This is a genomic window from Prochlorococcus sp. MIT 0604 (assembly GCF_000757845.1).
In the GTDB taxonomy this organism is placed as follows: Bacteria; Cyanobacteriota; Cyanobacteriia; order PCC-6307; family Cyanobiaceae; genus Prochlorococcus_A.
In genome coordinates this window covers 246,360-269,235 of sequence record NZ_CP007753.1, presented here as the reverse complement: position 1 = coordinate 269,235, position 22,876 = coordinate 246,360, and the positions used below count along the sequence as shown (strand labels likewise).

The window sequence follows — 22,876 nt, the reverse complement described above, 5'->3', positions numbered from 1 at the left end:
AAAATTTATTTAATAGATTAATCTTGAGGACTTTCTAAGTCTTTTCTATTTGGTGTTCTTGTTGGATCACTTGCTAAAAATCCAAAAAGAAAAATTCCTACGAAGAAAAAAACAATAGTGTATACAGAAATTTTTAAGGCAAGCATGAGGTTAGGTTAGCTGACAGATTTATATTTTATTAAATTTATAATTAAACTATGATCAAAAGTTTACTTTTTGTATTTTTGGAAAATTTTGAAATACTTTAAAAGTGATTAATCATCATGATCATCCCATGGATCTGTAAGCTTTGCGGCTTTAGGTCCAAAGGCAGTCCAAAGACCAAAACCAGTTAAAGCTAGAAGTAATGCCAGAATTGTTACAGCTATGGAAACTGCTGGATCTGGTGCAGATGATAAAGTTTGCATCAATTTTGCTAAGTTTGTAAACAATTTATGTATAAGTTCTTATACAATAGCGAAATAATATTCGATTTAGTGATTTTAACATGGGTCAAAAAACAGCCTTAGGAAGCCTTTTAAAAGCAATTGGTAATTCAGGTCAAGGAAAAGTTGTACCTGGTTGGGGAGCAGTTCCTGTCATGACAGTAATTGGCCTACTTCTTTTAGTTTTTTTAGTTATTCTTCTACAAATTTATAACCAATCACTTTTATTACAAGGTTTCTCAGTAGATTGGAACGGAAACTAGATTTCAAAAAAACTATCAAGAAGTTATACCAATAATTTAAATTACTAAATAATCTCTTTTTAGAACTTTTGTTTTAATTTACTGGGTTATAGTTTGCATATATATAATTATTCTCAATGAAAAAAGATTGAGAAATAAAACCATGAAAGAAATATTTTTAATTGGGTTAGGAAATCCTGGGAAAAAATACTCAAAAAGTAGACATAATATAGGTTTTTCACTGCTAGAAAATCTCTCAAAAAAATATAATTCAAATTTTTTATTTAAAGATAAGCTCAAAAGTTCCTGCTCAGAATTTCAAATCAATGATTCTACTTTCAGATTATTTTTACCAAACACATTTATGAATAAGAGTGGTGATGCGGTCAGAGCAATAGTTGATTGGTACAAAATCAATTTAGATCAGATTTTTATAATAGTCGATGATAAAGATCTTCCGCTTGGAAAAATAAGATTTAGAAGAAAAGGAAGTTCAGGGGGACACAACGGGCTTAAAAGCATCATTGAACAATTGCACACACAAAACTTTAAGAGAATAAGAATTGGTATTGGGTCACCTCCTCTAATAGAAGGAAAAAATAATTTCAATACCATTTCACATGTATTAGGAAATATTTCTCTAGAAGAAAAATTGATATTGGATAAAGTTTACAAGAGAGTAATAGAATCCCTCGAACAACTAAATACAAAAAAAGAAGAATATATAATTAATGAACTAAATTCTTTTGGCAAAGACCAACCTTAAGAAATGCGTTCAAAACCTGAAACGATTGCCAAGTTAAGTGTTAAGGAATATTGCTTCTCAAAAAAGCAAATTCAGGGAGTTGTGGAAGCTAGTCAATTTAAATGGACTTTTACATGGTCTTTTCATAAAGGTTTATTAACAGTAAATCCACCTTTGGGAAGAGCATTAATTGAGAATGCCTTGTTGAGATTTTTATTAAAAAAAGATTATGAATTAGAAGCAGGGAATGAATATAAATTCACTATTTCAGCCAAGTTTTAAAATCTACATTTTGATTCAAAGTAAACTTCATTTTGCAATAGTCTTCTAAAATTATTAAAGCTGATATGGCATCAAGATTTTTATTAAAAATAAAAACCTCTCGAGGCATTAAAAACTTCAGACCACTAATTGGAAAAAGTTCGAAATATCTTGCTTTAGCCCTGTAAGTAGTATTTTTTTCCTCAAAAGTTATTATTTCTTTTTTAAAAAAATACAGCTTTTCTTTGATTGCTTTACTGGTTGTACCATTGCCAATAATAATTTGTGATATATCCTCAGCGGCAATTAAATTGCTGACATAATTCTCAATTAATTCACTTTTAACAATGATGGCTTGATAAACTTTTTTTTCACTAATTTCAGCTAAGACTAAGCCGCATTTACTTTTTCCAGGATCTATAGTTATTACTCTAGGCATTTAAGATGCAATTTTTAAAATATTTATTTCAACGACTATGGGTTCTAAAGTTTTACTATCTCTTAAAGATACTACTTCTAACTTAAATTTAATATTTTGATTTTCTTGAAGAAAGTCTCTAATTTTTTTTACAAAATTTCCATTTGTATTAATTTCACTAACTTGTGATCCTTTTGACTTAATTTCATCCCTTGTTTCTCTAAGCAATGCTTTAATTTTAGTATTTATTGATTTAAGATTTAAATCAGTTTCTTTAAGAATTGAACTTGTAATAACATCCCCTTTTTTGACTATAAATTTATTCTCTAATAAATCAGGAGATACAAAAACATAATTATCCCCTTTTAAAACATTTGTGGCTGATTTGATTAATAAAATCTTATTACCACCTCTAGCTGCTATTTTCTCAATTCTTGAAATATCATTAGGTCTCCATAAAAGAATATTTTTTGCTTCTTTATTAATTGGGATAACAATTTTCCTGACAAATTTATCAGCTTCATTAAAGATTTTTGTTAAGTCTAGTTTTATATTTGAGCTGGAATTGATCTCAGCAATAAATAAAGTTTGCCCCCTTTTAATAACAATATTTCCTCTCCTAAATTCTTTAATATTATTTTTTAATTGATTTAACTCCTTTTCTTTTTGCATAATTTTACCTTCAAGTTCCTTTCGTTCTTCCTGTAAAGGGATTAAAGCCTTTTTACTTTCATCTAAAGTTTTTTGCAAAAAAGGAATATCAACAAAAAGCCTTTGTCTGAATTCTTCACTTACTAAAATCAACAATCCTATTGATATTGAACTAATAAAACCACCAGTAATTATTGTTATTATAGTTGCTGTTTTTTTCGGTCTTAATTTTAAGATACTAAATCTTGCTTTACCAATCTTTGTTCCAAGAATATCCCCAAATGGTGCAATTAATCCTCCCAGGAATATTAAAAAAACAATTAAAATCCAAGCCACACGTTTGCATACCCTCAATACATCATAATTTATGATGAATCAATTAAATCTTTTTGCAAGAGCAATTGGATCGAACACTGTGATCTTTTTTCTTTCAATATTAAGAAGCCCTGAATCCTTTAAATCTCCCAATAATCTTGTAATGGTTACTCTTGTAGAACCAATAGCTTCAGCAATTGCTTGATGTGAAAGCCTTAGATCTATTGTGATACCTTTTTCACCTGCAACTCCAAAGTCTCTACAAAGAACCATTAAGAAACTTACTAAACGAGAAGACATATCCCTGTGTGTAAGAGTTTCTATCATGGTTTCAGTTTGCAGGATCCTACTTGAAAGCCCTTGCAAAAGTAATAGTCCTACTGATGCATCTTCCTCTATAGCTCTTAAAACAGAATTGGCAGGTGCTGTTATCATCTCAACCCTTGTAAATGCTATAGCATGGTAAAAACGATCAGATCTATGTCCTGTTAGAAGAGATAAAACACCAAAGAGACTATTCTCTCTTAAAAGAGCAACTGTTATTTCTTCACCTGACTCATAAACCCTTGATAATCTTACTGCTCCTCTTCTTATAAGATAAACCCTTTCTGCAGGATCCCCAGGGAAAAATATAGTTTTAGATCTCTCAACCATTTCTGTGCTTGCACCATCAAGACCTTTAATAACTTCCATTAAAGTTCTATTGATTGGAAAACGTTCTCCAATAGAGTTAATTTTACTTTGTCCGGAATGTTGCGAACTAAAGCGGTTGAATCCTCGTGAAGCAGGTATCATAAATATCTTAACTATTAAAAAATTTAAGGAGACGTCCTAAAATATCTTGTATCAACAGTAACAATTTTCAATTCTTATTAATTTACAAATAAGGCTTTTTCTGCCAGTTTCCACTTGATTAAGACTTTTTTAAGTAAAATTACACTATATGCAGTGTCGGTAGATTCTAATTATACTGCATGTAGAAAGAATTTAATAATGGTAAATAGTTCATCCCATATTTGTTCCAGAAATAATCTTGATGTTGTAAACATAAATACTGCTAACAAAGTTAACGTAAAAAGATTTACACAAAACGGGCAAATTCAAATCTATCATTCTTCATATCGAGGAAGCTACCCATCTATTATTAGAGATTCTCTAAGAAATGCTGCTCTTGGTAGAAAAGTGCTCTTAATACAATTTATGAAGGGAGGCGTAAAACAAGGAGTTGATAATGCAGTAAAGCTTTGCGGTAACTTAACCTGGATAAGATCATCACATTCATTTGATCAATATAATTCAGAAGAAATTGAAAATAATAATAATTTAAAAAAATCTATTCATGAATCTACTGTTGAATTATGGAACTTTTGTAAAAAAGAACTACAATCTGACGAGAACGACCAAATCATACTTGATGAAATTTTTTTAGCTATTGAGATGAAAATTATCGATAAAGATGATTTGATTTCAACACTTGAAAACCGATTTATATCAGGAGATGTAATTCTTACTGGTACAGATATTCCTAAAGATCTATTATTAATGGCCAACCAAATTACCGAACTTCGCTCATAAAACAATGCTAAAAAATGATCTCTGGATAAATCAACAGGCCTCGGAAGGAATGATAAAGCCCTTTCAGTCAAATTTAGTGAGGCATCTTGAGCCTGATAATAAACAAAAGCCAGTTTTGAGTTACGGATGCTCATCTTATGGCTATGATTTAAGACTTTCATCAAAAGAATTCCTAATTTTCAGACATGTCCCTGGTACCGTTATGAATCCCAAAAAGTTTAATCCTAATAATTTAGAAAAAACTGAACTTCACCATGATAATGATGGAGACTTCTTTATTCTCCCTGCTCACTCCTATGGTTTAGGAGTGGCTTTAGAAAAGATGAAAGTACCAGAAAATATAACTGTAATCTGTATAGGCAAAAGTACTTATGCACGACTAGGAATAATTGTTAATACAACACCCGCCGAAGCAGGGTGGGAAGGTCATCTAACCTTAGAATTTAGTAATAGTTCAGGTGCAGATTGCAGAATTTATGCTGAAGAGGGTATTTGCCAACTACTATTTTTTGAAGGTGATCCATGTTCTACAACCTATGAAGATAGAAAAGGAAAATATCAAAACCAACCAGAAAAAGTGACTCTAGCAAAAATCTAAAATGAGTAAAGTTGAGCTAATTTCGCTAACTCCCGATGCAGAAAAAACAATGGCTTACATTGCAAGAGTAAGTAATCCAAAAAATCAGGAAAATGAGGATTATTCAAAATTACTAAGTTATTGCATAAAAAATGAACATTGGAGTGTTTTTGAACAGTCATTTATGACCTTACAAATAGAAACTAACAGAGGAATCGCTGCTCAAATTTTAAGACATAGATCTTTTACTTTTCAGGAATTTTCACAGAGATATGCAGATAGTTCTCAATTGGGCAATATTCCCTTACCAGAGTTGAGGCGTCAAGATTCTAAAAATAGGCAAAATTCAATCCCCGACCTTCCTGATGAGTTAAAAAAAAGATTCAATGAAAAAATTGATTTACATTTTCAGGCTGCTTCAAAATTATATGAAGATTTACTTGCTGAAGGGGTAGCCAAAGAATGTGCAAGATTTGTTTTACCATTAGCAACTCCAACACGAATCTATATGTCTGGATCATGCAGGTCTTGGATACATTACATTCATTTAAGATCAGCTCATGGTACCCAAAAAGAACACAAGTCTATCGCCAAAAATTGCAAGTCTATTTTTAAACAATGCTTTCCTATTGTATCAAAATCTTTAGAGTGGTAAAAATTATCCATGACTACGTGGACTAACTTTATTATTTTTATTTTCTTGAATTGTTGAAAATTCAGCATTAATAATTTCCTCATAGGGTTTCTCTTCTTTTTCTAAATTATTAATAGATTCTCTTATTTTTATTTCATCTTGTTTACCAATAAAAGTAGATATTAGATTACCCTTTTTATCAAAAAGATTAACCTGAGGAATCCCATTTACAGCAAACTTTTGGATGTAATTTCCCCATTTTTGATTATCAACATTTAAAAAAACAAAATTAATATCTTTTTCGTATTCATCTTTAAAAGCAGAAACTTGTGGAGCCATTTCTTTGCAAACTTCACACCACTCTGCATAAAATTCAAGAAATGTAGGCTTATTATTTGTAAAAGCTATTTCAGGGTCAATAGATAATTCGCCAAAACTCTTTAGAAGATAAGTTGATTTAAAAAATAGACTTCTAAACAAAAGCAGTGAAATAAAAACAATAGATATAATTAAAATAAGTATAGTTTTTAAATTTGTCTTTAAGATTGGCTCTCGGCTTTCAGATTGCACTATTATGGTGTAACTAAGAGCATCTTAAATAAATTAAACAAATAAAGAGAATTGAAATCTATAAGCTTTTAATCAACTGATAAAATAACAATGAATAGTTATCAAAAATTTCTTTGATTCCTTATATTTAATTATGCAATCAATCTTTGGAACTGATGGAATAAGAGGAAGATTTAATGAAGAGATAACTTATTCTCTAGCCTACAAAGTAGGTTATGCTCTAGGCTCGACTTTAAAAAAGAAAAATCCAATATTAATTGGAAGAGATACGAGAATTAGTGGAAATATTCTACTTCAGGCCGTAACACAAGGTATTAGTGAAAGTGGCAAAAAATTTATCAATCTTGGAATTTGTCCAACCCCAGCTATACCTTTTTTAATCAAACAACAAAACCTCAGCAGTGGAATCATGATATCTGCAAGTCATAATCCGCCAGAATATAATGGCATAAAGATTTTTGATCATAATGGTCAAAAAATTAATAAAAGTTTTGAAAATAAAATTCAAAAATTAATTGAAGAGTCAAAACAATATATATCAGTACCTAGAAAAGTGGCCCCCCAAAAAATAAATAAAGATCTTATGGAGATTTATTTTAAAAGCCTAATCCAAACAATGGATGGAGAAAATTTAAGCGGGTTGAGAATTATTTTAGACACATGCTATGGATCAGCAACAACTTGCGCAGAAAAAATTTTTCAGTCTCTTGGTGCTGATGTAAGAGTTATCAATAACTCTAAAAATGGTTTGAAGATTAATATGAATTGTGGTTCTACTAACCTCGAAGCATTAAAAAAAGCATTAAGAGAGTGTCCTGCAGATATGGGATTTAGCTTCGATGGAGATGCCGATAGAGTAATTGGAATAGATTCAAAAGGAAATGTGTTAGATGGAGATCATATTCTTTTTCTTTGGGGTAGAGAACTTATGGAACAAAAAACCCTCACAAATAATTTGCTAATATCAACGCAAATGGCAAACTTAGGTTTTGAAAAGGCCTGGAAGAAAATAGGAGGAATCTTTTATAGAACTGATGTAGGAGATAAATATGTTCATGAGGCAATTAAACAAAAAAGAGCTATTCTAGGAGGTGAGCAGTCAGGTCATATACTTTCAAAAATTAATAACTTTTCTGGAGATGGGATATTGACTGCACTTCAAATTTCTAAATATTGTAAAAAGAAAAATATTAATTTAAATGATTGGCTTAAAAGTAGTTTCGATCCTTTTCCTCAAATACTAACTAATATTAATTTAGATTTTAATATTAATAAATTAAACCCAAAAAACAAACTTTTAATTGATCAGTCTATAGAAAAATTTCATGCAATTTATTCAGATAATTGTAGAGTTTATATAAGGCCTAGCGGCACAGAACCGGTATTAAGAGTTCTTGTTGAGGCTAAAAATCATAAAAAAGTTCATTCTCTATCAAGCGAAATCACAAACAAACTCTCTTTAGAAATTAATAAAATAATAAATTAACGACAAATCAAATTTTTATATAGATCATTTCATAAATATCAAGTTGATTAACAATCACATACTTTTCCCGATTAGTTTTAACTTTAATGGGATTAAAACTTTCGGAATAATTAAAATCTTTTTTATCTATTCTTTTAAAACGAAAATTACTTAATATAGTGCAGTCCATATAATCGAATAAATCCTTAACATCTGTTTTTATAAAAATTAGAGTCCCTTTTTGCAATTTATTTGAGAGCATATTAATAAATTCTGGCTGAATTACACGCCTTTTATAATGTCTCTTTTTAAACCAAGGATCAGGAAAATTAAAAGAAATACTTTTTAGATTTTTGAAAATAAATTTATTTTGAACATCATTAAAAATATTATTAGCATTACCAAACAAAAAATATAGATTTTTGATTTCCCTTTTCAAAACTTTTAATTGGGCATTTTTTACTAATTTCTCTCGGATTTCAATTCCCAAATAATTCCAACTGGTATTAACTAATGCTAAATCAAATAGAAACTCACCAGCAGCAGAACCTATATCCAAATGAAAATTCAATTTAGGATCACCAAACATTTCACTCAAAGAAGGTATTTTCTCAATTTGATTGAAATTAATACTAAGCGGATTAACATGCTGTCTCATAAAATATTAATTTATTTCTAGGCAATAATATAAGGATGCATAATATTCATAACTATGACAATAGTAATTCCAAAAGTAACAGTTTAATGTTTAATTATTATGTATTTCAAAAAAAGTTTTGAACGTTTTTAATCAACTTTCTATTTGGCTATCCTTTCAGCTATCAATAATTTTCCTTATTGGAATTCCTGTTACTCTATTCTTCTGGTCAATTCAAAAAAGAAATAAAGCAGTAAATAAACTTCTATCAATTTATTGGAAAATATCCCTTTTATTTTTTATAAGCCTTCTGCTTTTAATAGGTAAGTTCAACTATGCTCTTGTCATAACAAATATTTCAACATTATTAATGACAGTCTCAGTTTGGTTTTGGAACGATATTAATGATGAATTGAGAGAATATGATTTTTCTTACTCCCTTACCACTACGACAAAGATATGGAGATGGGCGGTAACTTTTATATCTCTCAATTTTTTAATTCAGAGTATACAAAGCTTTAACTGTTTTTCTATTATTAATTCGGATGCATGTGCAATATGGCTTCAGCCTTCTTCAAATTTATATATTTCTATAAAAAATTTATTTAATTTTTTATTCGGGGCAAACTTTACTGAACCGATAGCAAAATTTACAGGATTATTTGCATTACTAATTTACACTTTAGGGCTTATTCAATGGTCAATAATCAAATTACCAAAAAATGGAAGAAACTCTTTTTTCTCCGAAAATGGCAGAAATTGATTTAATAAAAAATCTTGAGAAAATAAGTTCCGACATACCTAATAGGATACTTAAACTAGAAGGTTTCATTCTAAAAGGAGGTCACAAAGAACAATTAGAAATACTTATTTTCAAAGGTTTTAGTAGCTCTACTACGCATCCAATTGAGATAGATTTAGAAAAGAAAGTTATAGAATTTCGATATGAACTTACAAATTTTAAACTTTATAAAGCACCTTTAAGAGAAACCAAGGATAAATTCATTAGAGAAAATCAAAACATAGTTTTCTTTTTAAATCAAAAAAACTGGATTTAAGTAAAGTGAAGATTAATAATATTCGAACATCTTTTGCATAATTTTGTATTTTGGATTCCACTAAAAATTTCTTTTTGGTAGTGCCAACATCTATCACATTTTTGACCATGTGCTTTAAGAATTTGAATTTTCCCAAGTTCATTATTTTCAAGAATCAAGGAATTCTCTGCCAAATCAGATACGACTTGAAAATCTGAAACTATAAGCCAATCCCTAAATAAATCAACATCATGATTCCCAAATTTTTTAAGCCAAGTTAGAGAATCTTTAACAAATTTATCTTCAGGTAAATAATTAACTTCTGTTTCTAAAGCGGCTCCAATTATTTGTTTGTTTCTACATCCTTCTATAGCTTTATTAATCTCCACTCTCAAATTTCTTAAATTTGCAATGTGCTGATTAAGACTTTCGTTTTTCCATGACTGCGCAAAAATTGGCCATCCTCTTTGAAAAACTGATTTTTCTTCAGTTGGATATGGAATATTTTGCCAAATATCTTCAGCCATATGACAAAGCACTGGAGAAATAAGAACAGCTAAATTTTCAACAACTTTTGACATTACGAACTGACATGATCTTCTCCTAAATTGTGATTTGGAACTTACATATAACCTATCCTTCGCAATATCCAAATAGAAATTTGATAGATCTACAACGCAAAAACTTTGTAAGATTTGAAAAAATTTTGAGAATTCATAACTTTCATAAGCATTTGATATTTGATCTGTAACCTCAACTAATCTACCTAACATCCATTGATCTAAGAGCGGCAACTGATCAAGTTCAAAACCATCAACATTAGGATCATAATCATGAATATTTCCTAGAAGATATCTTGCAGTATTACGAACTTTTCTATAGACGTCTGATAGTTGTTTGAGTATATTTGAACCAATGGGAACATCTACTGAATAATCTACAGAGCTTACCCATAGCCTTAGAACATCAGCACCATAAGCAGGTTCAGCTTTTTTATTATTACCTCCATTAATAATTATATTTGGATCAACTACGTTGCCTAATGATTTGCTCATTTTTCTTCCGTTTTCATCAAGTGCAAAACCATGAGTTAAAACTTTCTTATATGGAGGTTTATTGTTAACTGCAACAGATGTAAGCAAAGACGACTGGAACCAACCTCGATGCTGATCTGAACCCTCTAAATAAAGATCGGCAGGGTACTTTAATTCACTTCTCTGTTCACAAACTGCTGCCCAGCTAGATCCTGAATCAAACCAAACATCCATTGTATCCGTTCCTTTTTTCCAAAGATCAGCTTCTTTTAAATAATTTTTTGGCAATAGATTCTTAACGTCCCAATCCCACCAAATATCTGCTCCGTGTTCACTAAAAAGTTCTTGAATATGATTAATTGTCTCGCTATTTAGGAGAATTTCAGTACCAGTTTTCTTATAGAAAACTGGGATTGGGACTCCCCAAGACCTTTGCCTCGAAATACACCAATCCCCTCTACCAACAACCATAGAGTAGATTCTTTTCTTACCAGTAGCTGGCATCCATTCAACATCTTCGATTGCCTTTAATGCAGATGATCTAAAGCCATTAACAGAAGCAAACCATTGTTCTGTTGCTCTAAAAATAGTTGGTTTTTTAGTTCTCCAATCATAAGGATATCTATGCTTATAGTTTTCTTGTAATAGGAGCAAATTATTTTCCTTTAAATGTTCAATAATTAAATCATTTGCATCTTTAAGGACATTCGATCCTTTAAATTGACCAGAATATTCATTTAAGTTACCTTTTTCGTCAACAACACATGTAATAGGTAAATCGTATTTTTGCCCCACATTAAAGTCATCTATCCCATGACCGGGTGCAGTATGAACAATTCCAGTACCTGATTCTGTTGTAATGTAATCTCCGCCAATCACGATTCTGCAATTTTTATTTTTAGTAGGATGTTGATATTCGATATTTTCTAACGAAGAGCCTTTAACCTCTAGAAGTATCTTGAAAATTTTATTAAATTTCTTGCTAATTTCAGAAAATAAATTTTTTGCATAAAGATATATTCGTTTATCTTCATCAATCGCAAAAACGTAGTTTATTTTTGGATTTACTGCGACTGCTTCATTCGCCGGTATAGTCCAGGGTGTTGTCGTCCAAATCGTTATAAAAGAATCGCCGAGAAAAGAATCCTTTTTGATATTGGGATTTTCTTGACAAAATTTCAATAGGTTCTTTTCAGGTACTTTAGTGATTTTTAAGGAAACATAAATACTTTTTGAATAATGTTCGTCAGGATATTCTAATTCTGCTTCTGCGAGTGCAGTCCTCGAACTTGGACTCCAATGAACAGGTTTAAGACCTCTATATATATAACCATTTAAAAACATTTTCCCAAATACTCCAATCTGAGCAGATTCATAACTTTTCCTAAGAGTTAAGTAAGGGTTATCCCAATCTCCCCATATGCCCCACCTTTTAAAACCCTCCATTTGATTATCAATTTGTATATGAGCATAATCTGTCGCTTTTTTTCTAAGACTTAGAGTGTCTAAATTCTTTCTTTCATCAGATTTTAAATTCTGAAGTACTTTCAATTCAATCGGTAATCCATGACAGTCCCAGCCAGGAACATAGTGAACTTTAAATCCTTTCAATGTTTTGTACTTATTTATTATGTCTTTTAAAACTTTATTCAGAGCATGACCCATATGAAGAGCTCCATTTGCATAGGGAGGCCCATCATGTAATGTAAATGTTTTGCCTGAGTTCTTTGAACCTAATTCGAAATCAATATTATTTTTAGACCAAAAATCCTGAATCTCAGGTTCTCTTACAACTGAGTTAGCACGCATTGAGAAATCAGTTTTAAGTAAATTTAAAGTTTCTTTATAAGAAAAGTCTGATTTTTGTTCTTTGCTATTTTGAGATTTCATACGACATAAGAAATATTGTGATCAAAAGAATTATTTAAATAAATCTAATTCATTATATTCTTTCTTTATTGACCTGTAGTTTTTTTGGGGTGTTTCAAATAAACAATTAATTAGATTTCAGACTTTTATATTATCATTTTTATCATTTCTTACCCACTTTTTTTGGATTGTATTTTTATTATTTCTCCCAAAATTAAAAAAATTTAAAGGTTTCTTAAAATGACCAAATCCCAGCTTAATAGCTTCTAATATTTTCGAAAATTTATTTTTAAATTCAACAAAGGTAGTTAATTTTTTCTTTTCGTTTTCTGTCAATATATACCATCTAGATAAAAAAAGCTCTACTAGATAAAAAATAACTAGTAGTGTTAATAAGAGGAAAATTACAAAAAATGATTCATCTATTATTTTATTTTTAATTATTAATATCAAACCTACTAACAAATTTAAAAAAGCTTTAATTAAGTCTTTTGGCTTGCCTAGCTCAAGATAAATTATCGGTACAAATAAAAAAATGATCCCAACAACGAAATAAAAAATTCCCAAATAAAATATAAAAGTATTCATCAAATTAACTACATAATTAAATTATAAGAAGTTGATATAGATAAACAAACTATCTATCAGAATTCCCTTAAGTGCGGTCGGGGAGACTTGAACTCCCACACCCGAAGATACGAGTACCTAAAACTCGCGCGTCTACCAATTCCGCCACGACCGCTCAAATAAAATAATAATTGAAAGAGGTTTGTTTTAAAAATTTTTTTTCTTAAGATGATTATTTTGACACATTAAATTAAATTAAATTTCTCTTAAAAGAAATTTTTTATTTTTGAGGATGCAATCATATTAAAATATTAGTTATATTATTTAAAGAATATAAGGAACAATTACAAACTTAACCAGTAAAAATACAACAAACCATACTAATTCCTCAAAAACATTTAATTGGCAAAAAGTGATTAAAAATTACGTAGATCCGCCAAGTTTTTGGAATCCAACATTAGGTTTATTTTTTGGCGGTTATTTTCTCGCTTTTCTTAGTATATGGCAATGGTATAGAGGTGTTTGGCCTTTACCTTTACTTATAGCCACCGCTTTTTTAGCTTTACACATTGAAGGTACTGTAATTCATGATGCTTGTCATAAAGCTGCTCATCCAGTTCCTTGGATAAATCAAGCTATGGGGCATGGCTCAGCAATTCTATTAGGGTTTAGCTTCCCAGTTTTTACAAGAGTTCATTTACAACATCATATACACGTAAATCACCCCAAAAATGATCCAGATCATATAGTCAGTACTTTTGGTCCAATATGGCTAATTGCACCAAGATTTTTTTATCATGAGGTATTTTTCTTTCAAAGAAAACTTTGGCGAAAATATGAATTACTCCAATGGGGAATTGAAAGATCCATATTCATTACAATTATCTTGGCAGGTCTGAAATTTGACTTCATGAATTTAATTTATAATCTATGGTTCGGTCCAGCACTTATGGTGGGAGTCACTTTGGGAATATTTTTTGATTATTTACCTCATAGACCTTTTCGATCAAGAAATAAATGGATAAATTCTCGAGTTTATCCAAGCAGATTTATGAATTTATTAATAATGGGTCAAAATTACCATCTCATTCATCATCTTTGGCCTTCGATTCCTTGGTTTGAATACAAAATAGCTTATGAAAAAACTAAGCCGTTATTGGATAAAAAAGGTTCCCCTCAAAGGGTTGGGATTTTTGAAAGTAAAGATGACATTTTCAACTTCATTTATGACTTATTAATAGGTATAAGGAGTCATAGCAAAAAGAGAGGGAAAATAAGAAAAATCATAAATCTATACCCAAGTTATAAAATAAAAAAAATTTTGTTAAAGATAGTCAATAAAACATTTATAGGAAGCAACTAACTCATTCATTAATAATTTTTGGGACTTTAAAGTATTTTTCTTCTCTTGATGGACTCAATTCTAAAATCTCTTCATTGCAATCTGAATTTTTCTGTTCGTCTTTTCTAAATACATTAATAACCTCTATAGCTCTAGTTGTACAAGTGACATCATCTGTATCAATTTTTTCAAGTTGTCTTACATAATCCAATATCTTTTCTAATTGTGCTGCATGATTATTAATTTCATTCTCATTAAGCTCTAATCTCGCTAAATGAGCAACTTTTTTTACTTCCTCTTTAGTTATTTTTGTCATACCTTTAATATCTTTATTATTAAATAATAGTTCATTAAGAACATTTTAATTTATATATCCTTTGAATTTCAAATAAATAAAAAAAATAATCACATCTTTTTGAAAATCAATATCAATTAATAGCTTTAATCATTTTTATAAGCTTAATATGTTACTAGATGACTATTGAAAAATAGAAGAAGAATTATTTCCAAAAAATTTTTTTTATCGGCACTCTAAACTTGTTGCACCTGATTTAATTGGCTGTTACCTCATAAAAAAAAATAGTGAGATAAATCAAGTTAAGGGGGTAATTGTTGAAACTGAAGCCTATTCACAGGAAGAGGAAGCCTGTAATGGCTACCGCAACATGACTAAATCAAATAAATCATTATTTGGCAAACCTGGAACATTTTATATTTACAAATCTTATGGCATTCATCATTGTTTAAATATAGTTACTGATAAAGAAGATTTTGCTAGTGGTGTATTAATAAGATCAGTTTTTATCTCCAAACAGAATGAAAGATTAGCTTCTGGACCTGGCCTAGTTACTAAAGCATTTAATGTAGATATTTCATTTAACTCACTGGAAGTTCTTAATAAAATATCTTTATGGATTGCTCCAAGAGACTCCACACTAGAAGATAAAGATCTTATTCAAACTACGAGAATTGGCATATCAAAGGCAAAAAATATAAAATGGCGTTGGTATCTCAAAAATAGTAGGAGTGTAAGTAAAAGATTAAAAGGTGACAAAACACCTAAATTTCAATAATCATTCATCTTTTTAAGCGTAATGCAAATTTGGCCTCATAAACATATCCACACACTAGCTAATTTTTCAATTAAGGATTATGAGTCAGTATTTGAATTAGCTAATAGATTTGATGCACTAAAGAATGCAGGGACGAAAAAGATACCTGCCCTACAAGGAACTTTGGTAACGTCTTTATTTTTTGAAGCTAGTACAAGAACAAAAAATAGTTTTGAGCTTGCAGCAAAAAGGCTTTCTGCTGATGTCCAAACTTTTGCGCCATCCTCTAGTTCTTTAACAAAAGGCGAAACAATAATTGATACAGCTATAACTTATTCTGCTATGGGAGCGGATACCTTAGTTATAAGGCACTCATCAAGTTACATAACCTTTGAGATTGCTAAAAAACTTGATGCAATAAATTCCAAGACTTCGGTTCTTAATGCGGGAGATGGATTACATAGTCACCCTAGCCAAGGATTGCTTGACATCTATACATTGATAAAATTCTTTTCCAAAAAAACACTTAATCCAGAGGTTTTAAATTCCAGAAAAATTTTAATAATTGGAGATGTTAATCATTCACGGGTTGCCAGATCAAATCTTTGGGCTTTGAGTGCATTCGGCGCAGACATAATCTTATGTGGTCCTGAGACATTAATACCTGATGAATTTATCAATTTTCTAAAAACATCCGCGCCAAATCAAATAGAAGATCCTGTGAAATCAAGAGGTTCCATAACAATTTCTAGATCTTTAGAAGAATCAATAAAAATTGCAGATGCGATTATTGTTTTAAGACTACAGAAAGAGAGAATGATGGAGAATTTACTCAGTAGCATTGATTCATATAGTTTGGATTATGGCTTAACCCCAGAGAAATTATCTTTGAATAATAAAGAAATTCCAATTCTCCATCCTGGCCCCATTAACAGAGATATTGAAATAAGTAGCAAAGTGGTAGACCATTATCCTAATTGTTTAATAAACAATCAAGTTACAAATGGTATCCCTATAAGAATGGCTTTGCTTTATCTATTACAGAAATACAAAATCAATTTATAGCAACTTAAGACTTTCAGTAAAGAAACCATAAAATAATCCTAATCTTAGAGAATCTAATAAAAGTACTAAAAATTTCTTTTTCCTTTCAAATCTAAAATTTCTTCTTAGAACTATTAAAGTCTCGATAAAAACTACTGACAAGAAAGCAGCCACCGGATCCATAATTTCTACAACGGCACTTACCATGCCAAGAGAACTCCCAAAAAAGTATCCAATTAAAATTGTAATCAATGATAATGAATATCTTCGCCATGGATTATTAGCCCAAAAACTTAATGTCTTAATATTTTCCACAATTTTTAGCTGAAATTTTGTCTTTTGAGCTTTAACAACCATTTTGCATTCAACTAAGCTGCTTCAGAATTTGATTGAATTTTAGTATTTCCTTCTATTAATTCAAGTAATGCTTCCAACTGAGCCATTAATCCTCTTAATTCGCCTGGGTCAGGGAAAAGGTCATCTTCTTTTATTCCTAAATGCATTTCTCTGAACTCTTGTCTTAAATAGCGTATGTGACTAATGACTTGTTCTCTTTTGGTTTGAGACATAATGTGAATTTTGACATTAACATTTTATGAAAGAATATTTTTGAAAAGGAGAGTTTGCCTATTTATGACTGAGAATGAACATAAATGAACTAACAACAATTTGAAAAGTTTGTGGATATTGAAAATTGTCATTTCCTTGAAATTATATACTTAATACTTATATCAATCTTAAATAATTACTTAAGGCTTTATTATTAAAATATATTGACTCTACTCAATATGAAATTTATTTCTGAAAATAAAATAAGTGAGGAACTAGTTAATTCTTTTGATGAAGAAATGACCCTTGAACTCGCTAAAAGGTTAGAAGAAGATAACTACAATACTCCATTTGATGGTTTAAAAGACTGGCACTTACTGAGAGCTCTTGCAATCAATAGACCTGAATTAACTACTAATTATATCCATCTCCTCGATCAGGAACCTTTCGATGAAAACTAAAAATAAGGACTCCAAAATAAGGGTTCTTTTATTAATAACAGGGAGTATTGCGGCAGTAAGAATTCCATTATTAGTTAGCCAATTAGCGAAAGAAAATTATGAAATAAGATGCGTTTTATCCAAAAATGCAGAAAAATTAATAAAGCCGCTTCCTCTTTCTATCTTAAGTAGAAACCCTTGCATTTTAGAAAATGATCAATGGTCAAATAGTCAATCAACACCTCTTCATATAGAACTAAGCAATTGGGCTGATATTTTAATCATTGCCCCTTTAACAGCAACAACATTAGCAAAATGGGTAACTGGTAATGCAGAGGGATTGATTCCAAGCATATTAATAGCAAATATAAAGCCAATTATTGTTGCACCAGCAATGAATACACAAATGTGGCTAAATAAAGCTGTCCAAAAAAATTATGAGAATTTACAGAATTACGAAAATGTTTTGTCTTTGCAACCAAGTGAAGGCCTCTTAGCGTGTGATGCTGTTGGAATCGGTAAAATACCTCCAAATGATCTAATTCAATTAGCTCTTGAATTTATAGCTTCACACAAAGAAAATAAATATCGCAAAGATTTACTTAATAAACAAATTTTAATAACTGGAGGGTCTACCTCGGAGAAAATTGATGCGGCAAGACACATTACTAACAAAAGTTCAGGAGCTATGGGCCTTCTTCTTTCTCAAGTAGCAAGGTTCAGAGGAGCAAAAGTAAAATATGTCCATGGTCCTCTAGAATTCGATAAGAATCTCACTGATGGAATAAAAAGATATGAAATCGAAACTAGTATTGATTTAATTAGGGCACTTAATAAGGAAATATCAAATTGTGATTATTTTTTCATGAATGCAGCAGTATCTGATTTCAAGATAACCTCTGATACTTCAGCTAAAATTCCAAAAAATAAAATTAATGATCATTTGAATAAAAACTTTGAGCTAGTACCAGATATTTTAAAAACAATTAGTAAATCAAAAAAAGATAACCAAGTTTTTGTGGGCTTTTGTGCTTTTACAGGATCTATTGAAGAAGCACGAATAACAATTAAAGAAAAGATTTTCCAGAAGGGTTGCGACTATCTATTCGCAAATCCAATTGATCTTGAAGGCCAAGGATTTGGCTTTTTGGCACAAAATGAAGGTTGGCTGTTCGATACGAACAATAGGGAACACTACATTAACAAAACATCAAAAATTGATCTAGCAAATAAATTAATAACCCAAATTATTTCATAAAGAAAATAAAAAAAAATTTTTAATTTGTATTTTTTTGTAATCTTAATCATTAAAAATAATGTGATAGCTTAAAATTATTTCAGTTTTTTTAAATTCTAAAAAGCTACGGGTTGTTTCGATGATTTAAAAGTCCTATCTTTTATGGTCCTTTCCCTTGTAATATCCCTACTGAACTATTTAAATGACCTTTAATCTACCGTCACAGAACTTTACAGCAACTTTAATTATGAGAATTCGTTCTTTCTTAGCTTTTGTTATTTCAATTTGTATAACTTTTGCTTTCGTACCTGTTAAAACATTTGCTTTTTCTGAAAGAGGAAATGCACAATTCACAGATGTTGTTAACACAGGTAAAGCCAATGATTGCCCTACATTAGACTCATCTCTTGTGGGATCAATATCTCTAGGGAATGGAGATAGCCTTAAAGGAATATGTATGCATCCAACAGAAGTTTATGTGAAAGTGCCAGGAACTAAACGCAAAGCTGCAGAATTTGTTTCTACAAAAATTATTAGCCCTAGAAATAACACAACAGTGACAGAAGTTTATGGAGATATAGATTCAGGAACTTTCACCGAAAAAGGTGGTATTGATTTTCAACTTATTACTGTATTAACTCCTGGTGGTTTGGAAGTGCCATTTGCATTCTCAGCGAAAGATCTTACAGCTGATTTACCTTCATCTATTGAGCCAGGCACTGAGGTTAGTGGTTCAACATTTACACCTAACTACAGAACTGGTGATTTTCTAGATCCTAAGGCAAGAGCTAAAAATACTGGTGTTGAATATGCTCAAGGTTTAGTTGCATTAGGAGGAGATGACGAAGAACTTGCAAAAGAAAATATTAAAGTTGATGTAAACGGTACTGGCGTTATTACTCTTTCAATCAACAGCGTAGATTCTGACACAGACGAATTTGCTGGTACTTTTGAAGCTATCCAACCTTCAGATACAGATATGGGTTCAAAAGATCCACTTGATGTAAAAATAATTGGGGAGCTTTACGGAAGAAAGGCATAAATCCTACCTAAGAAAAAAAGGGGGTTAAACCCCTCTTTTTTTTTCAAAATTTTTCTTTAACAATTTAAAAAATGGAATTACAACAAAAAACTAAGAAAGATACTAATGGACTAATACCGCCTTATGGAGGGGAACTAAAAAATTTAATTATCAAAGATAAAAACCTTAAAATTGATTTTATCTCTAAAGCTACTTATGAGTTTGAATGTAGCGAGAGAAATGCATGCGATGTAGAACTTTTGATGGTTGGAGCTTTTTCTCCATTAGAAGGTTTTATGGATGAACATAACTACAATTCGGTAATTAAAAATAATAGAGATACAAACGGGTTGCTTTTTGGCTTGCCTATCGTATTTGATTCAAATAATGAAAAAGTAAAAGCAGGAGATACAATATTACTTACTTATAAAAAACAAAAAATAGCAGTTTTAGAAGTTAGCTCTAAATGGGAGCCTGATAAATCCCTCGAAGCTGAACTTTGTTATGGCACTAATTCTTTAGATCACCCTGCTGTTAAGATGATTTTTAACGAGAGAGGGAGATTTTATATAGGAGGAAGGGTTTATGGTTTCGAACTGCCAATTAGAGAATTCCCCTGCAAAACCCCAGAAGAAGTTAGATCTACATTGCCATCAAATCATGATGTAGTTGCATTTCAATGCAGAAATCCAATTCATAGAGCACATTATGAATTATTTACTAATGCCTTACGCTCAGATAATGTCTCCTCTAACTCAGTTGTTTTAGTTCACCCAACTTGTGGGCCAACTCAACAAGATGATATCCCTGGAAAAGTTAGATATTTAACCTATAAAGAATTAGAAGAGGAAATATCTGATGAAAGAATAAAATGGGCTTTTTTACCTTATTCAATGCATATGGCAGGGCCAAGAGAAGCTCTTCAACATATGATAATCAGAAGAAATTATGGCTGCACTCATTTTATTATTGGTAGAGATATGGCTGGTTGTAAGTCATCATCAACTGGTGAAGATTTTTATGGCCCATATGACGCCCAGAATTTTGCGAATAAGTGTGCAGATGAATTGATGATGCAAACTGTTCCTTCAAAAAATTTAGTTTATACGAAGGAAAAAGGATATATAACAGCTGAAGAAGCTAAAGAATTTAATTATGAAATTATGAAACTTAGTGGAACTGAATTCAGAAAGAAATTGAGGAATGGCGAACAAATTCCTGAATGGTTTGCATTTAAAAGTGTAGTAGATGTTCTAAGACGCTCTTAATATTGTTTTATTATTAGTATTATATATTTATTAAAGATTTTTTATCGTGAACAAACGTTGGAGAAACGTAGGACTTTATGTTCTAGCCGTGATTACTGTAATTTTCATTGGTACTTCAGTTTTTGATAAACCTAGTACTGAAAGTTCTACAAAGACCTTGAGATATAGTGATTTTATAGAGGCAGTCCAAGATAAAGAAATCAGTAGAGTACTAATATCTCCAGATAATGCCACAGCTCAAGTTGTTGAAAATGATGGAAGCAGATCTGAGGTCAATTTAGCCCCTGACAAAGATTTATTAAAAATACTGACTGAGAATAATGTAGATATAGCTGTAACTCCCACAAAATTAGCCAATCCTTGGCAACAGGCTGTAAGTAGCTTGATATTCCCAGTACTTTTGATTGGAGGCTTATTTTTTCTTTTCAGAAGATCCCAAAGTGGGAATGCTGGAGGTGGTAACCCTGCCATGAGTTTTGGCAAAAGCAAAGCTAGACTTCAAATGGAACCATCTACACAAGTAACCTTTTCAGATGTTGCAGGTGTTGAAGGTGCAAAATTAGAACTCACAGAAGTTGTAGATTTTCTCAAGAGCCCAGATAGATTTACCGCAGTGGGAGCAAAAATTCCAAAAGGAGTGCTTCTAGTTGGCCCTCCTGGTACAGGAAAAACATTGTTAGCAAAAGCAGTAGCTGGTGAAGCAGGTGTACCTTTTTTCTCAATATCTGGTTCAGAATTTGTAGAGATGTTTGTAGGAGTTGGAGCTAGCAGAGTTAGAGATCTTTTTGAACAAGCTAAAAAGAATGCTCCTTGTATTGTTTTCATAGACGAAATTGATGCAGTTGGAAGACAAAGAGGTGCTGGTATGGGCGGTGGAAATGATGAAAGAGAACAAACATTAAATCAACTTCTTACCGAAATGGATGGTTTCGAAGGTAATTCAGGAATAATAATAGTTGCTGCCACCAACAGACCTGATGTCTTAGATTCAGCTTTAATGCGTCCCGGAAGATTCGATAGACAGGTGACAGTAGACAGACCTGATTACGCTGGAAGATTACAAATATTAAATGTTCATGCGAAAGATAAAACTCTTTCAAAAGATGTTGATTTAGATAAAGTTGCTAGAAGAACACCAGGATTTACTGGTGCAGATTTAGCTAATCTTTTGAATGAAGCAGCAATATTAGCAGCTAGAAAAGATTTAGATAAAGTAAGTAATGATGAAGTTGGTGATGCCATTGAAAGAGTTATGGCGGGTCCTGAAAAGAAAGATAGAGTCATAAGTGATAAGAAAAAAGAATTAGTTGCTTATCACGAAGCTGGTCATGCACTCGTTGGAGCATTAATGCCTGATTATGATCCTGTAGCAAAAGTTTCAATAATTCCTAGAGGTCAAGCTGGAGGTTTAACCTTCTTTACTCCAAGTGAAGAAAGAATGGAATCTGGACTTTACTCTCGTTCTTACCTTCAAAACCAAATGGCTGTGGCTCTTGGTGGAAGAGTCGCTGAAGAAATAGTCTATGGCGAAGAAGAGGTAACAACCGGAGCTTCAAATGATTTACAGCAAGTTGCCAATGTAGCAAGACAAATGATCACTAAATTTGGTATGAGTGACAAAATAGGTCCAGTTGCTTTAGGTCAATCTCAAGGTGGAATGTTTCTCGGAAGAGATATGAGTTCTACAAGAGACTTCTCTGAAGACACAGCCGCAACAATTGATGTAGAGGTTTCAGAACTTGTTGACGTTGCCTATAAAAGAGCTACAAAAGTTTTGTCAGATAATAGAACTGTTCTTGACGAAATGGCTCAAATGCTAATTGAAAGAGAAACTATAGACACTGAAGATATCCAAGATTTGCTAAACCGATCAGAAGTTAAAGTGGCGAATTATATCTAGT

29 protein-coding genes and 1 tRNA gene are annotated in these 22,876 nt (G+C 31.1%); 17 read left to right on the top strand and 13 right to left on the bottom strand.

The window, feature by feature from the left end; all coding sequences use genetic code 11:
* Positions 1 to 17: 17 nt before the first annotated feature.
* Together EW14_RS01430 and psbN are read right to left on the bottom strand one after the other, a co-directional pair.
* Positions 18 to 146, bottom strand: a complete 129-nt coding sequence (locus EW14_RS01430) for a photosystem II reaction center protein I (protein WP_002805124.1) — start codon at positions 144 to 146, stop codon at positions 18 to 20.
* Between the two features lie 108 nt (positions 147 to 254).
* Positions 255 to 407, bottom strand: coding sequence for a photosystem II reaction center protein PsbN (gene psbN / locus EW14_RS01425; RefSeq protein ID WP_011817745.1), 153 nt, complete (start codon positions 405 to 407; stop codon positions 255 to 257).
* A gap of 80 nt (positions 408 to 487) precedes the next feature.
* On the opposite strand from psbN, the gene psbH reads away from it, so the two are divergent.
* The 3 genes from psbH (at position 488) to EW14_RS01410 (ending at position 1,694) form a co-directional block, all read left to right on the top strand.
* Complete coding sequence (gene psbH, locus EW14_RS01420; protein WP_002805661.1) at positions 488 to 688, top strand: photosystem II reaction center phosphoprotein PsbH; 201 nt, start codon at positions 488 to 490, stop codon at positions 686 to 688.
* Between the two features lie 142 nt (positions 689 to 830).
* Entirely contained in the window at positions 831 to 1,433 is a 603-nt protein-coding gene (gene pth, locus EW14_RS01415; protein WP_042849750.1) for an aminoacyl-tRNA hydrolase, read from the top strand.
* A gap of 3 nt (positions 1,434 to 1,436) precedes the next feature.
* Positions 1,437 to 1,694: a DUF3146 family protein gene (locus tag EW14_RS01410; RefSeq protein ID WP_042849749.1), complete on the top strand. Its 258-nt coding sequence runs from the start codon at positions 1,437 to 1,439 to the stop codon at positions 1,692 to 1,694.
* Here EW14_RS01410 and EW14_RS01405 read toward each other — a convergent pair.
* The 3 genes from EW14_RS01405 to ntcA are packed head-to-tail and all read right to left on the bottom strand — an operon-like array spanning position 1,675 to position 3,852.
* Entirely contained in the window at positions 1,675 to 2,112 is a 438-nt protein-coding gene (locus EW14_RS01405; RefSeq protein WP_042849748.1) for a hypothetical protein, read from the bottom strand. The two genes, EW14_RS01410 and EW14_RS01405, sit on opposite strands and share 20 nt — an antisense overlap.
* Positions 2,113 to 3,078, bottom strand: a complete 966-nt coding sequence (locus EW14_RS01400) for a DUF3084 domain-containing protein (protein WP_042849747.1) — start codon at positions 3,076 to 3,078, stop codon at positions 2,113 to 2,115.
* Positions 3,079 to 3,117: 39 nt separating this feature from the next.
* Entirely contained in the window at positions 3,118 to 3,852 is a 735-nt protein-coding gene (ntcA, locus tag EW14_RS01395; protein WP_042849746.1) for a global nitrogen regulator NtcA, read from the bottom strand.
* 198 nt (positions 3,853 to 4,050) lie between these two features.
* On the opposite strand from ntcA, the gene EW14_RS01390 reads away from it, so the two are divergent.
* Genes EW14_RS01390 through thyX form a run of 3 tightly spaced genes read left to right on the top strand, consistent with a single transcriptional unit; the run spans position 4,051 to position 5,864 of the window.
* Positions 4,051 to 4,632 carry a cob(I)yrinic acid a,c-diamide adenosyltransferase gene (locus EW14_RS01390; protein ID WP_042851273.1) on the top strand — a complete coding sequence of 194 codons (582 nt, stop codon included), beginning with the start codon at positions 4,051 to 4,053 and terminating at the stop codon, positions 4,630 to 4,632.
* Positions 4,633 to 4,636: 4 nt separating this feature from the next.
* A complete protein-coding gene (dcd, locus tag EW14_RS01385) occupies positions 4,637 to 5,230 on the top strand; it encodes a dCTP deaminase (protein ID WP_042849745.1) in 594 nt (197 codons plus the stop codon).
* A gap of 1 nt (position 5,231) precedes the next feature.
* The gene (gene thyX, locus EW14_RS01380; protein WP_042849744.1) at positions 5,232 to 5,864 is read left to right on the top strand and encodes an FAD-dependent thymidylate synthase; all 633 of its coding nucleotides are present in this window, start codon (positions 5,232 to 5,234) and stop codon (positions 5,862 to 5,864) included.
* Between the two features lie 3 nt (positions 5,865 to 5,867).
* Here the strand turns inward: thyX and EW14_RS01375 are convergent, their stop codons facing one another.
* Positions 5,868 to 6,413 (bottom strand): thioredoxin domain-containing protein, encoded by a 546-nt coding sequence (locus EW14_RS01375; RefSeq protein ID WP_042849743.1) that lies wholly within the window; start codon positions 6,411 to 6,413, stop codon positions 5,868 to 5,870.
* A 133-nt stretch (positions 6,414 to 6,546) separates the two neighbouring features.
* Here EW14_RS01375 and EW14_RS01370 point away from each other — a divergent pair, with 133 nt between their 5' ends.
* Positions 6,547 to 7,899, top strand: coding sequence for a phosphoglucosamine mutase (locus tag EW14_RS01370; protein ID WP_042849742.1), 1,353 nt, complete (start codon positions 6,547 to 6,549; stop codon positions 7,897 to 7,899).
* Positions 7,900 to 7,906: 7 nt separating this feature from the next.
* Here the strand turns inward: EW14_RS01370 and trmB are convergent, their stop codons facing one another.
* A complete protein-coding gene (trmB, locus tag EW14_RS01365; RefSeq protein ID WP_042849741.1) occupies positions 7,907 to 8,536 on the bottom strand; it encodes a tRNA (guanosine(46)-N7)-methyltransferase TrmB in 630 nt (209 codons plus the stop codon).
* Positions 8,537 to 8,654: 118 nt separating this feature from the next.
* Between trmB and EW14_RS01360 the strand changes: the two genes are divergently transcribed.
* Positions 8,655 to 9,278: a DUF3177 family protein gene (locus tag EW14_RS01360; RefSeq protein WP_042849739.1), complete on the top strand. Its 624-nt coding sequence runs from the start codon at positions 8,655 to 8,657 to the stop codon at positions 9,276 to 9,278.
* Complete coding sequence (locus EW14_RS01355) at positions 9,238 to 9,573, top strand: hypothetical protein (protein WP_042849738.1); 336 nt, start codon at positions 9,238 to 9,240, stop codon at positions 9,571 to 9,573. The genes EW14_RS01360 and EW14_RS01355 overlap by 41 nt, the downstream gene beginning before the upstream one ends.
* Here EW14_RS01355 and ileS read toward each other — a convergent pair.
* The 3 genes from ileS to EW14_RS01340 all read right to left on the bottom strand — a co-directional run bounded on the left by ileS (position 9,570) and on the right by EW14_RS01340 (position 13,197).
* Positions 9,570 to 12,476, bottom strand: coding sequence for an isoleucine--tRNA ligase (ileS, locus tag EW14_RS01350; RefSeq protein WP_042849737.1), 2,907 nt, complete (start codon positions 12,474 to 12,476; stop codon positions 9,570 to 9,572). The genes EW14_RS01355 and ileS overlap by 4 nt on opposite strands.
* 117 nt (positions 12,477 to 12,593) lie before the next feature.
* Positions 12,594 to 13,043: a hypothetical protein gene (locus EW14_RS01345; RefSeq protein ID WP_042849736.1), complete on the bottom strand. Its 450-nt coding sequence runs from the start codon at positions 13,041 to 13,043 to the stop codon at positions 12,594 to 12,596.
* Between the two features lie 72 nt (positions 13,044 to 13,115).
* Positions 13,116 to 13,197, bottom strand: a tRNA-Leu gene (locus tag EW14_RS01340).
* 237 nt (positions 13,198 to 13,434) lie between these two features.
* Here EW14_RS01340 and EW14_RS01335 point away from each other — a divergent pair.
* Entirely contained in the window at positions 13,435 to 14,385 is a 951-nt protein-coding gene (locus EW14_RS01335; RefSeq protein WP_225866636.1) for a fatty acid desaturase, read from the top strand.
* Between the two features lies 1 nt (position 14,386).
* On the opposite strand, the gene gatC is transcribed toward EW14_RS01335, so the two are convergent.
* Complete coding sequence (gene gatC, locus EW14_RS01330) at positions 14,387 to 14,680, bottom strand: Asp-tRNA(Asn)/Glu-tRNA(Gln) amidotransferase subunit GatC (RefSeq protein WP_042849734.1); 294 nt, start codon at positions 14,678 to 14,680, stop codon at positions 14,387 to 14,389.
* Between the two features lie 172 nt (positions 14,681 to 14,852).
* On the opposite strand from gatC, the gene EW14_RS01325 reads away from it, so the two are divergent.
* Positions 14,853 to 15,437 carry a DNA-3-methyladenine glycosylase gene (locus EW14_RS01325; protein ID WP_071840791.1) on the top strand — a complete coding sequence of 195 codons (585 nt, stop codon included), beginning with the start codon at positions 14,853 to 14,855 and terminating at the stop codon, positions 15,435 to 15,437.
* Between the two features lie 21 nt (positions 15,438 to 15,458).
* Entirely contained in the window at positions 15,459 to 16,481 is a 1,023-nt protein-coding gene (locus EW14_RS01320) for an aspartate carbamoyltransferase catalytic subunit (protein WP_042849732.1), read from the top strand.
* On the opposite strand, the gene EW14_RS01315 is transcribed toward EW14_RS01320, so the two are convergent.
* Positions 16,476 to 16,817: a DUF565 domain-containing protein gene (locus EW14_RS01315; RefSeq protein ID WP_042849731.1), complete on the bottom strand. Its 342-nt coding sequence runs from the start codon at positions 16,815 to 16,817 to the stop codon at positions 16,476 to 16,478. The two genes, EW14_RS01320 and EW14_RS01315, sit on opposite strands and share 6 nt — an antisense overlap.
* Positions 16,818 to 16,828: 11 nt before the next feature.
* Positions 16,829 to 17,029 (bottom strand): hypothetical protein, encoded by a 201-nt coding sequence (locus EW14_RS01310; RefSeq protein ID WP_042849730.1) that lies wholly within the window; start codon positions 17,027 to 17,029, stop codon positions 16,829 to 16,831.
* 219 nt (positions 17,030 to 17,248) lie between these two features.
* On the opposite strand from EW14_RS01310, the gene EW14_RS01305 reads away from it, so the two are divergent.
* From EW14_RS01305 to ftsH, 5 genes are all read left to right on the top strand, one after another.
* On the top strand, positions 17,249 to 17,470 hold the full coding sequence (locus EW14_RS01305; protein WP_042849729.1) for a DUF2555 domain-containing protein: 222 nt from the start codon (positions 17,249 to 17,251) through the stop codon (positions 17,468 to 17,470).
* Entirely contained in the window at positions 17,460 to 18,707 is a 1,248-nt protein-coding gene (gene coaBC, locus EW14_RS01300) for a bifunctional phosphopantothenoylcysteine decarboxylase/phosphopantothenate--cysteine ligase CoaBC (protein ID WP_042849727.1), read from the top strand. Before EW14_RS01305 ends, coaBC begins: the two co-directional genes overlap by 11 nt.
* 226 nt (positions 18,708 to 18,933) lie before the next feature.
* Positions 18,934 to 19,728 (top strand): photosystem II manganese-stabilizing polypeptide, encoded by a 795-nt coding sequence (locus EW14_RS01295; RefSeq protein WP_042849726.1) that lies wholly within the window; start codon positions 18,934 to 18,936, stop codon positions 19,726 to 19,728.
* Positions 19,729 to 19,799: 71 nt separating this feature from the next.
* A complete protein-coding gene (gene sat / locus EW14_RS01290; RefSeq protein ID WP_042849724.1) occupies positions 19,800 to 20,975 on the top strand; it encodes a sulfate adenylyltransferase in 1,176 nt (391 codons plus the stop codon).
* Positions 20,976 to 21,021: 46 nt separating this feature from the next.
* On the top strand, positions 21,022 to 22,875 hold the full coding sequence (ftsH, locus tag EW14_RS01285) for an ATP-dependent zinc metalloprotease FtsH (RefSeq protein ID WP_042849723.1): 1,854 nt from the start codon (positions 21,022 to 21,024) through the stop codon (positions 22,873 to 22,875).
* Position 22,876 lies beyond the last annotated feature (1 nt).

Excerpts from the sequence above, each read along its gene's own strand:
- EW14_RS01430 (WP_002805124.1), bottom strand. The coding sequence starts at position 146 with ATGCTTGCCTTAAAAATTTCTGTATACACTATTGTTTTTTTCTTCGTA.
- psbN (WP_011817745.1), bottom strand. The coding sequence starts at position 407 with ATGCAAACTTTATCATCTGCACCAGATCCAGCAGTTTCCATAGCTGTA.
- psbH (WP_002805661.1), top strand. The coding sequence starts at position 488 with ATGGGTCAAAAAACAGCCTTAGGAAGCCTTTTAAAAGCAATTGGTAAT.
- pth (WP_042849750.1), top strand. The coding sequence starts at position 831 with ATGAAAGAAATATTTTTAATTGGGTTAGGAAATCCTGGGAAAAAATAC.
- EW14_RS01410 (WP_042849749.1), top strand. The coding sequence starts at position 1,437 with ATGCGTTCAAAACCTGAAACGATTGCCAAGTTAAGTGTTAAGGAATAT.
- EW14_RS01405 (WP_042849748.1), bottom strand. The coding sequence starts at position 2,112 with ATGCCTAGAGTAATAACTATAGATCCTGGAAAAAGTAAATGCGGCTTA.
- ntcA (WP_042849746.1), bottom strand. The coding sequence starts at position 3,852 with ATGATACCTGCTTCACGAGGATTCAACCGCTTTAGTTCGCAACATTCC.
- EW14_RS01390 (WP_042851273.1), top strand. The coding sequence starts at position 4,051 with ATGGTAAATAGTTCATCCCATATTTGTTCCAGAAATAATCTTGATGTT.
- dcd (WP_042849745.1), top strand. The coding sequence starts at position 4,637 with ATGCTAAAAAATGATCTCTGGATAAATCAACAGGCCTCGGAAGGAATG.
- thyX (WP_042849744.1), top strand. The coding sequence starts at position 5,232 with ATGAGTAAAGTTGAGCTAATTTCGCTAACTCCCGATGCAGAAAAAACA.
- EW14_RS01370 (WP_042849742.1), top strand. The coding sequence starts at position 6,547 with ATGCAATCAATCTTTGGAACTGATGGAATAAGAGGAAGATTTAATGAA.
- trmB (WP_042849741.1), bottom strand. The coding sequence starts at position 8,536 with ATGAGACAGCATGTTAATCCGCTTAGTATTAATTTCAATCAAATTGAG.
- EW14_RS01355 (WP_042849738.1), top strand. The coding sequence starts at position 9,238 with ATGGAAGAAACTCTTTTTTCTCCGAAAATGGCAGAAATTGATTTAATA.
- ileS (WP_042849737.1), bottom strand. The coding sequence starts at position 12,476 with ATGAAATCTCAAAATAGCAAAGAACAAAAATCAGACTTTTCTTATAAA.
- EW14_RS01345 (WP_042849736.1), bottom strand. The coding sequence starts at position 13,043 with ATGAATACTTTTATATTTTATTTGGGAATTTTTTATTTCGTTGTTGGG.
- gatC (WP_042849734.1), bottom strand. The coding sequence starts at position 14,680 with ATGACAAAAATAACTAAAGAGGAAGTAAAAAAAGTTGCTCATTTAGCG.
- EW14_RS01320 (WP_042849732.1), top strand. The coding sequence starts at position 15,459 with ATGCAAATTTGGCCTCATAAACATATCCACACACTAGCTAATTTTTCA.
- EW14_RS01315 (WP_042849731.1), bottom strand. The coding sequence starts at position 16,817 with ATGGTTGTTAAAGCTCAAAAGACAAAATTTCAGCTAAAAATTGTGGAA.
- EW14_RS01310 (WP_042849730.1), bottom strand. The coding sequence starts at position 17,029 with ATGTCTCAAACCAAAAGAGAACAAGTCATTAGTCACATACGCTATTTA.
- EW14_RS01305 (WP_042849729.1), top strand. The coding sequence starts at position 17,249 with ATGAAATTTATTTCTGAAAATAAAATAAGTGAGGAACTAGTTAATTCT.
- coaBC (WP_042849727.1), top strand. The coding sequence starts at position 17,460 with ATGAAAACTAAAAATAAGGACTCCAAAATAAGGGTTCTTTTATTAATA.
- EW14_RS01295 (WP_042849726.1), top strand. The coding sequence starts at position 18,934 with ATGAGAATTCGTTCTTTCTTAGCTTTTGTTATTTCAATTTGTATAACT.
- sat (WP_042849724.1), top strand. The coding sequence starts at position 19,800 with ATGGAATTACAACAAAAAACTAAGAAAGATACTAATGGACTAATACCG.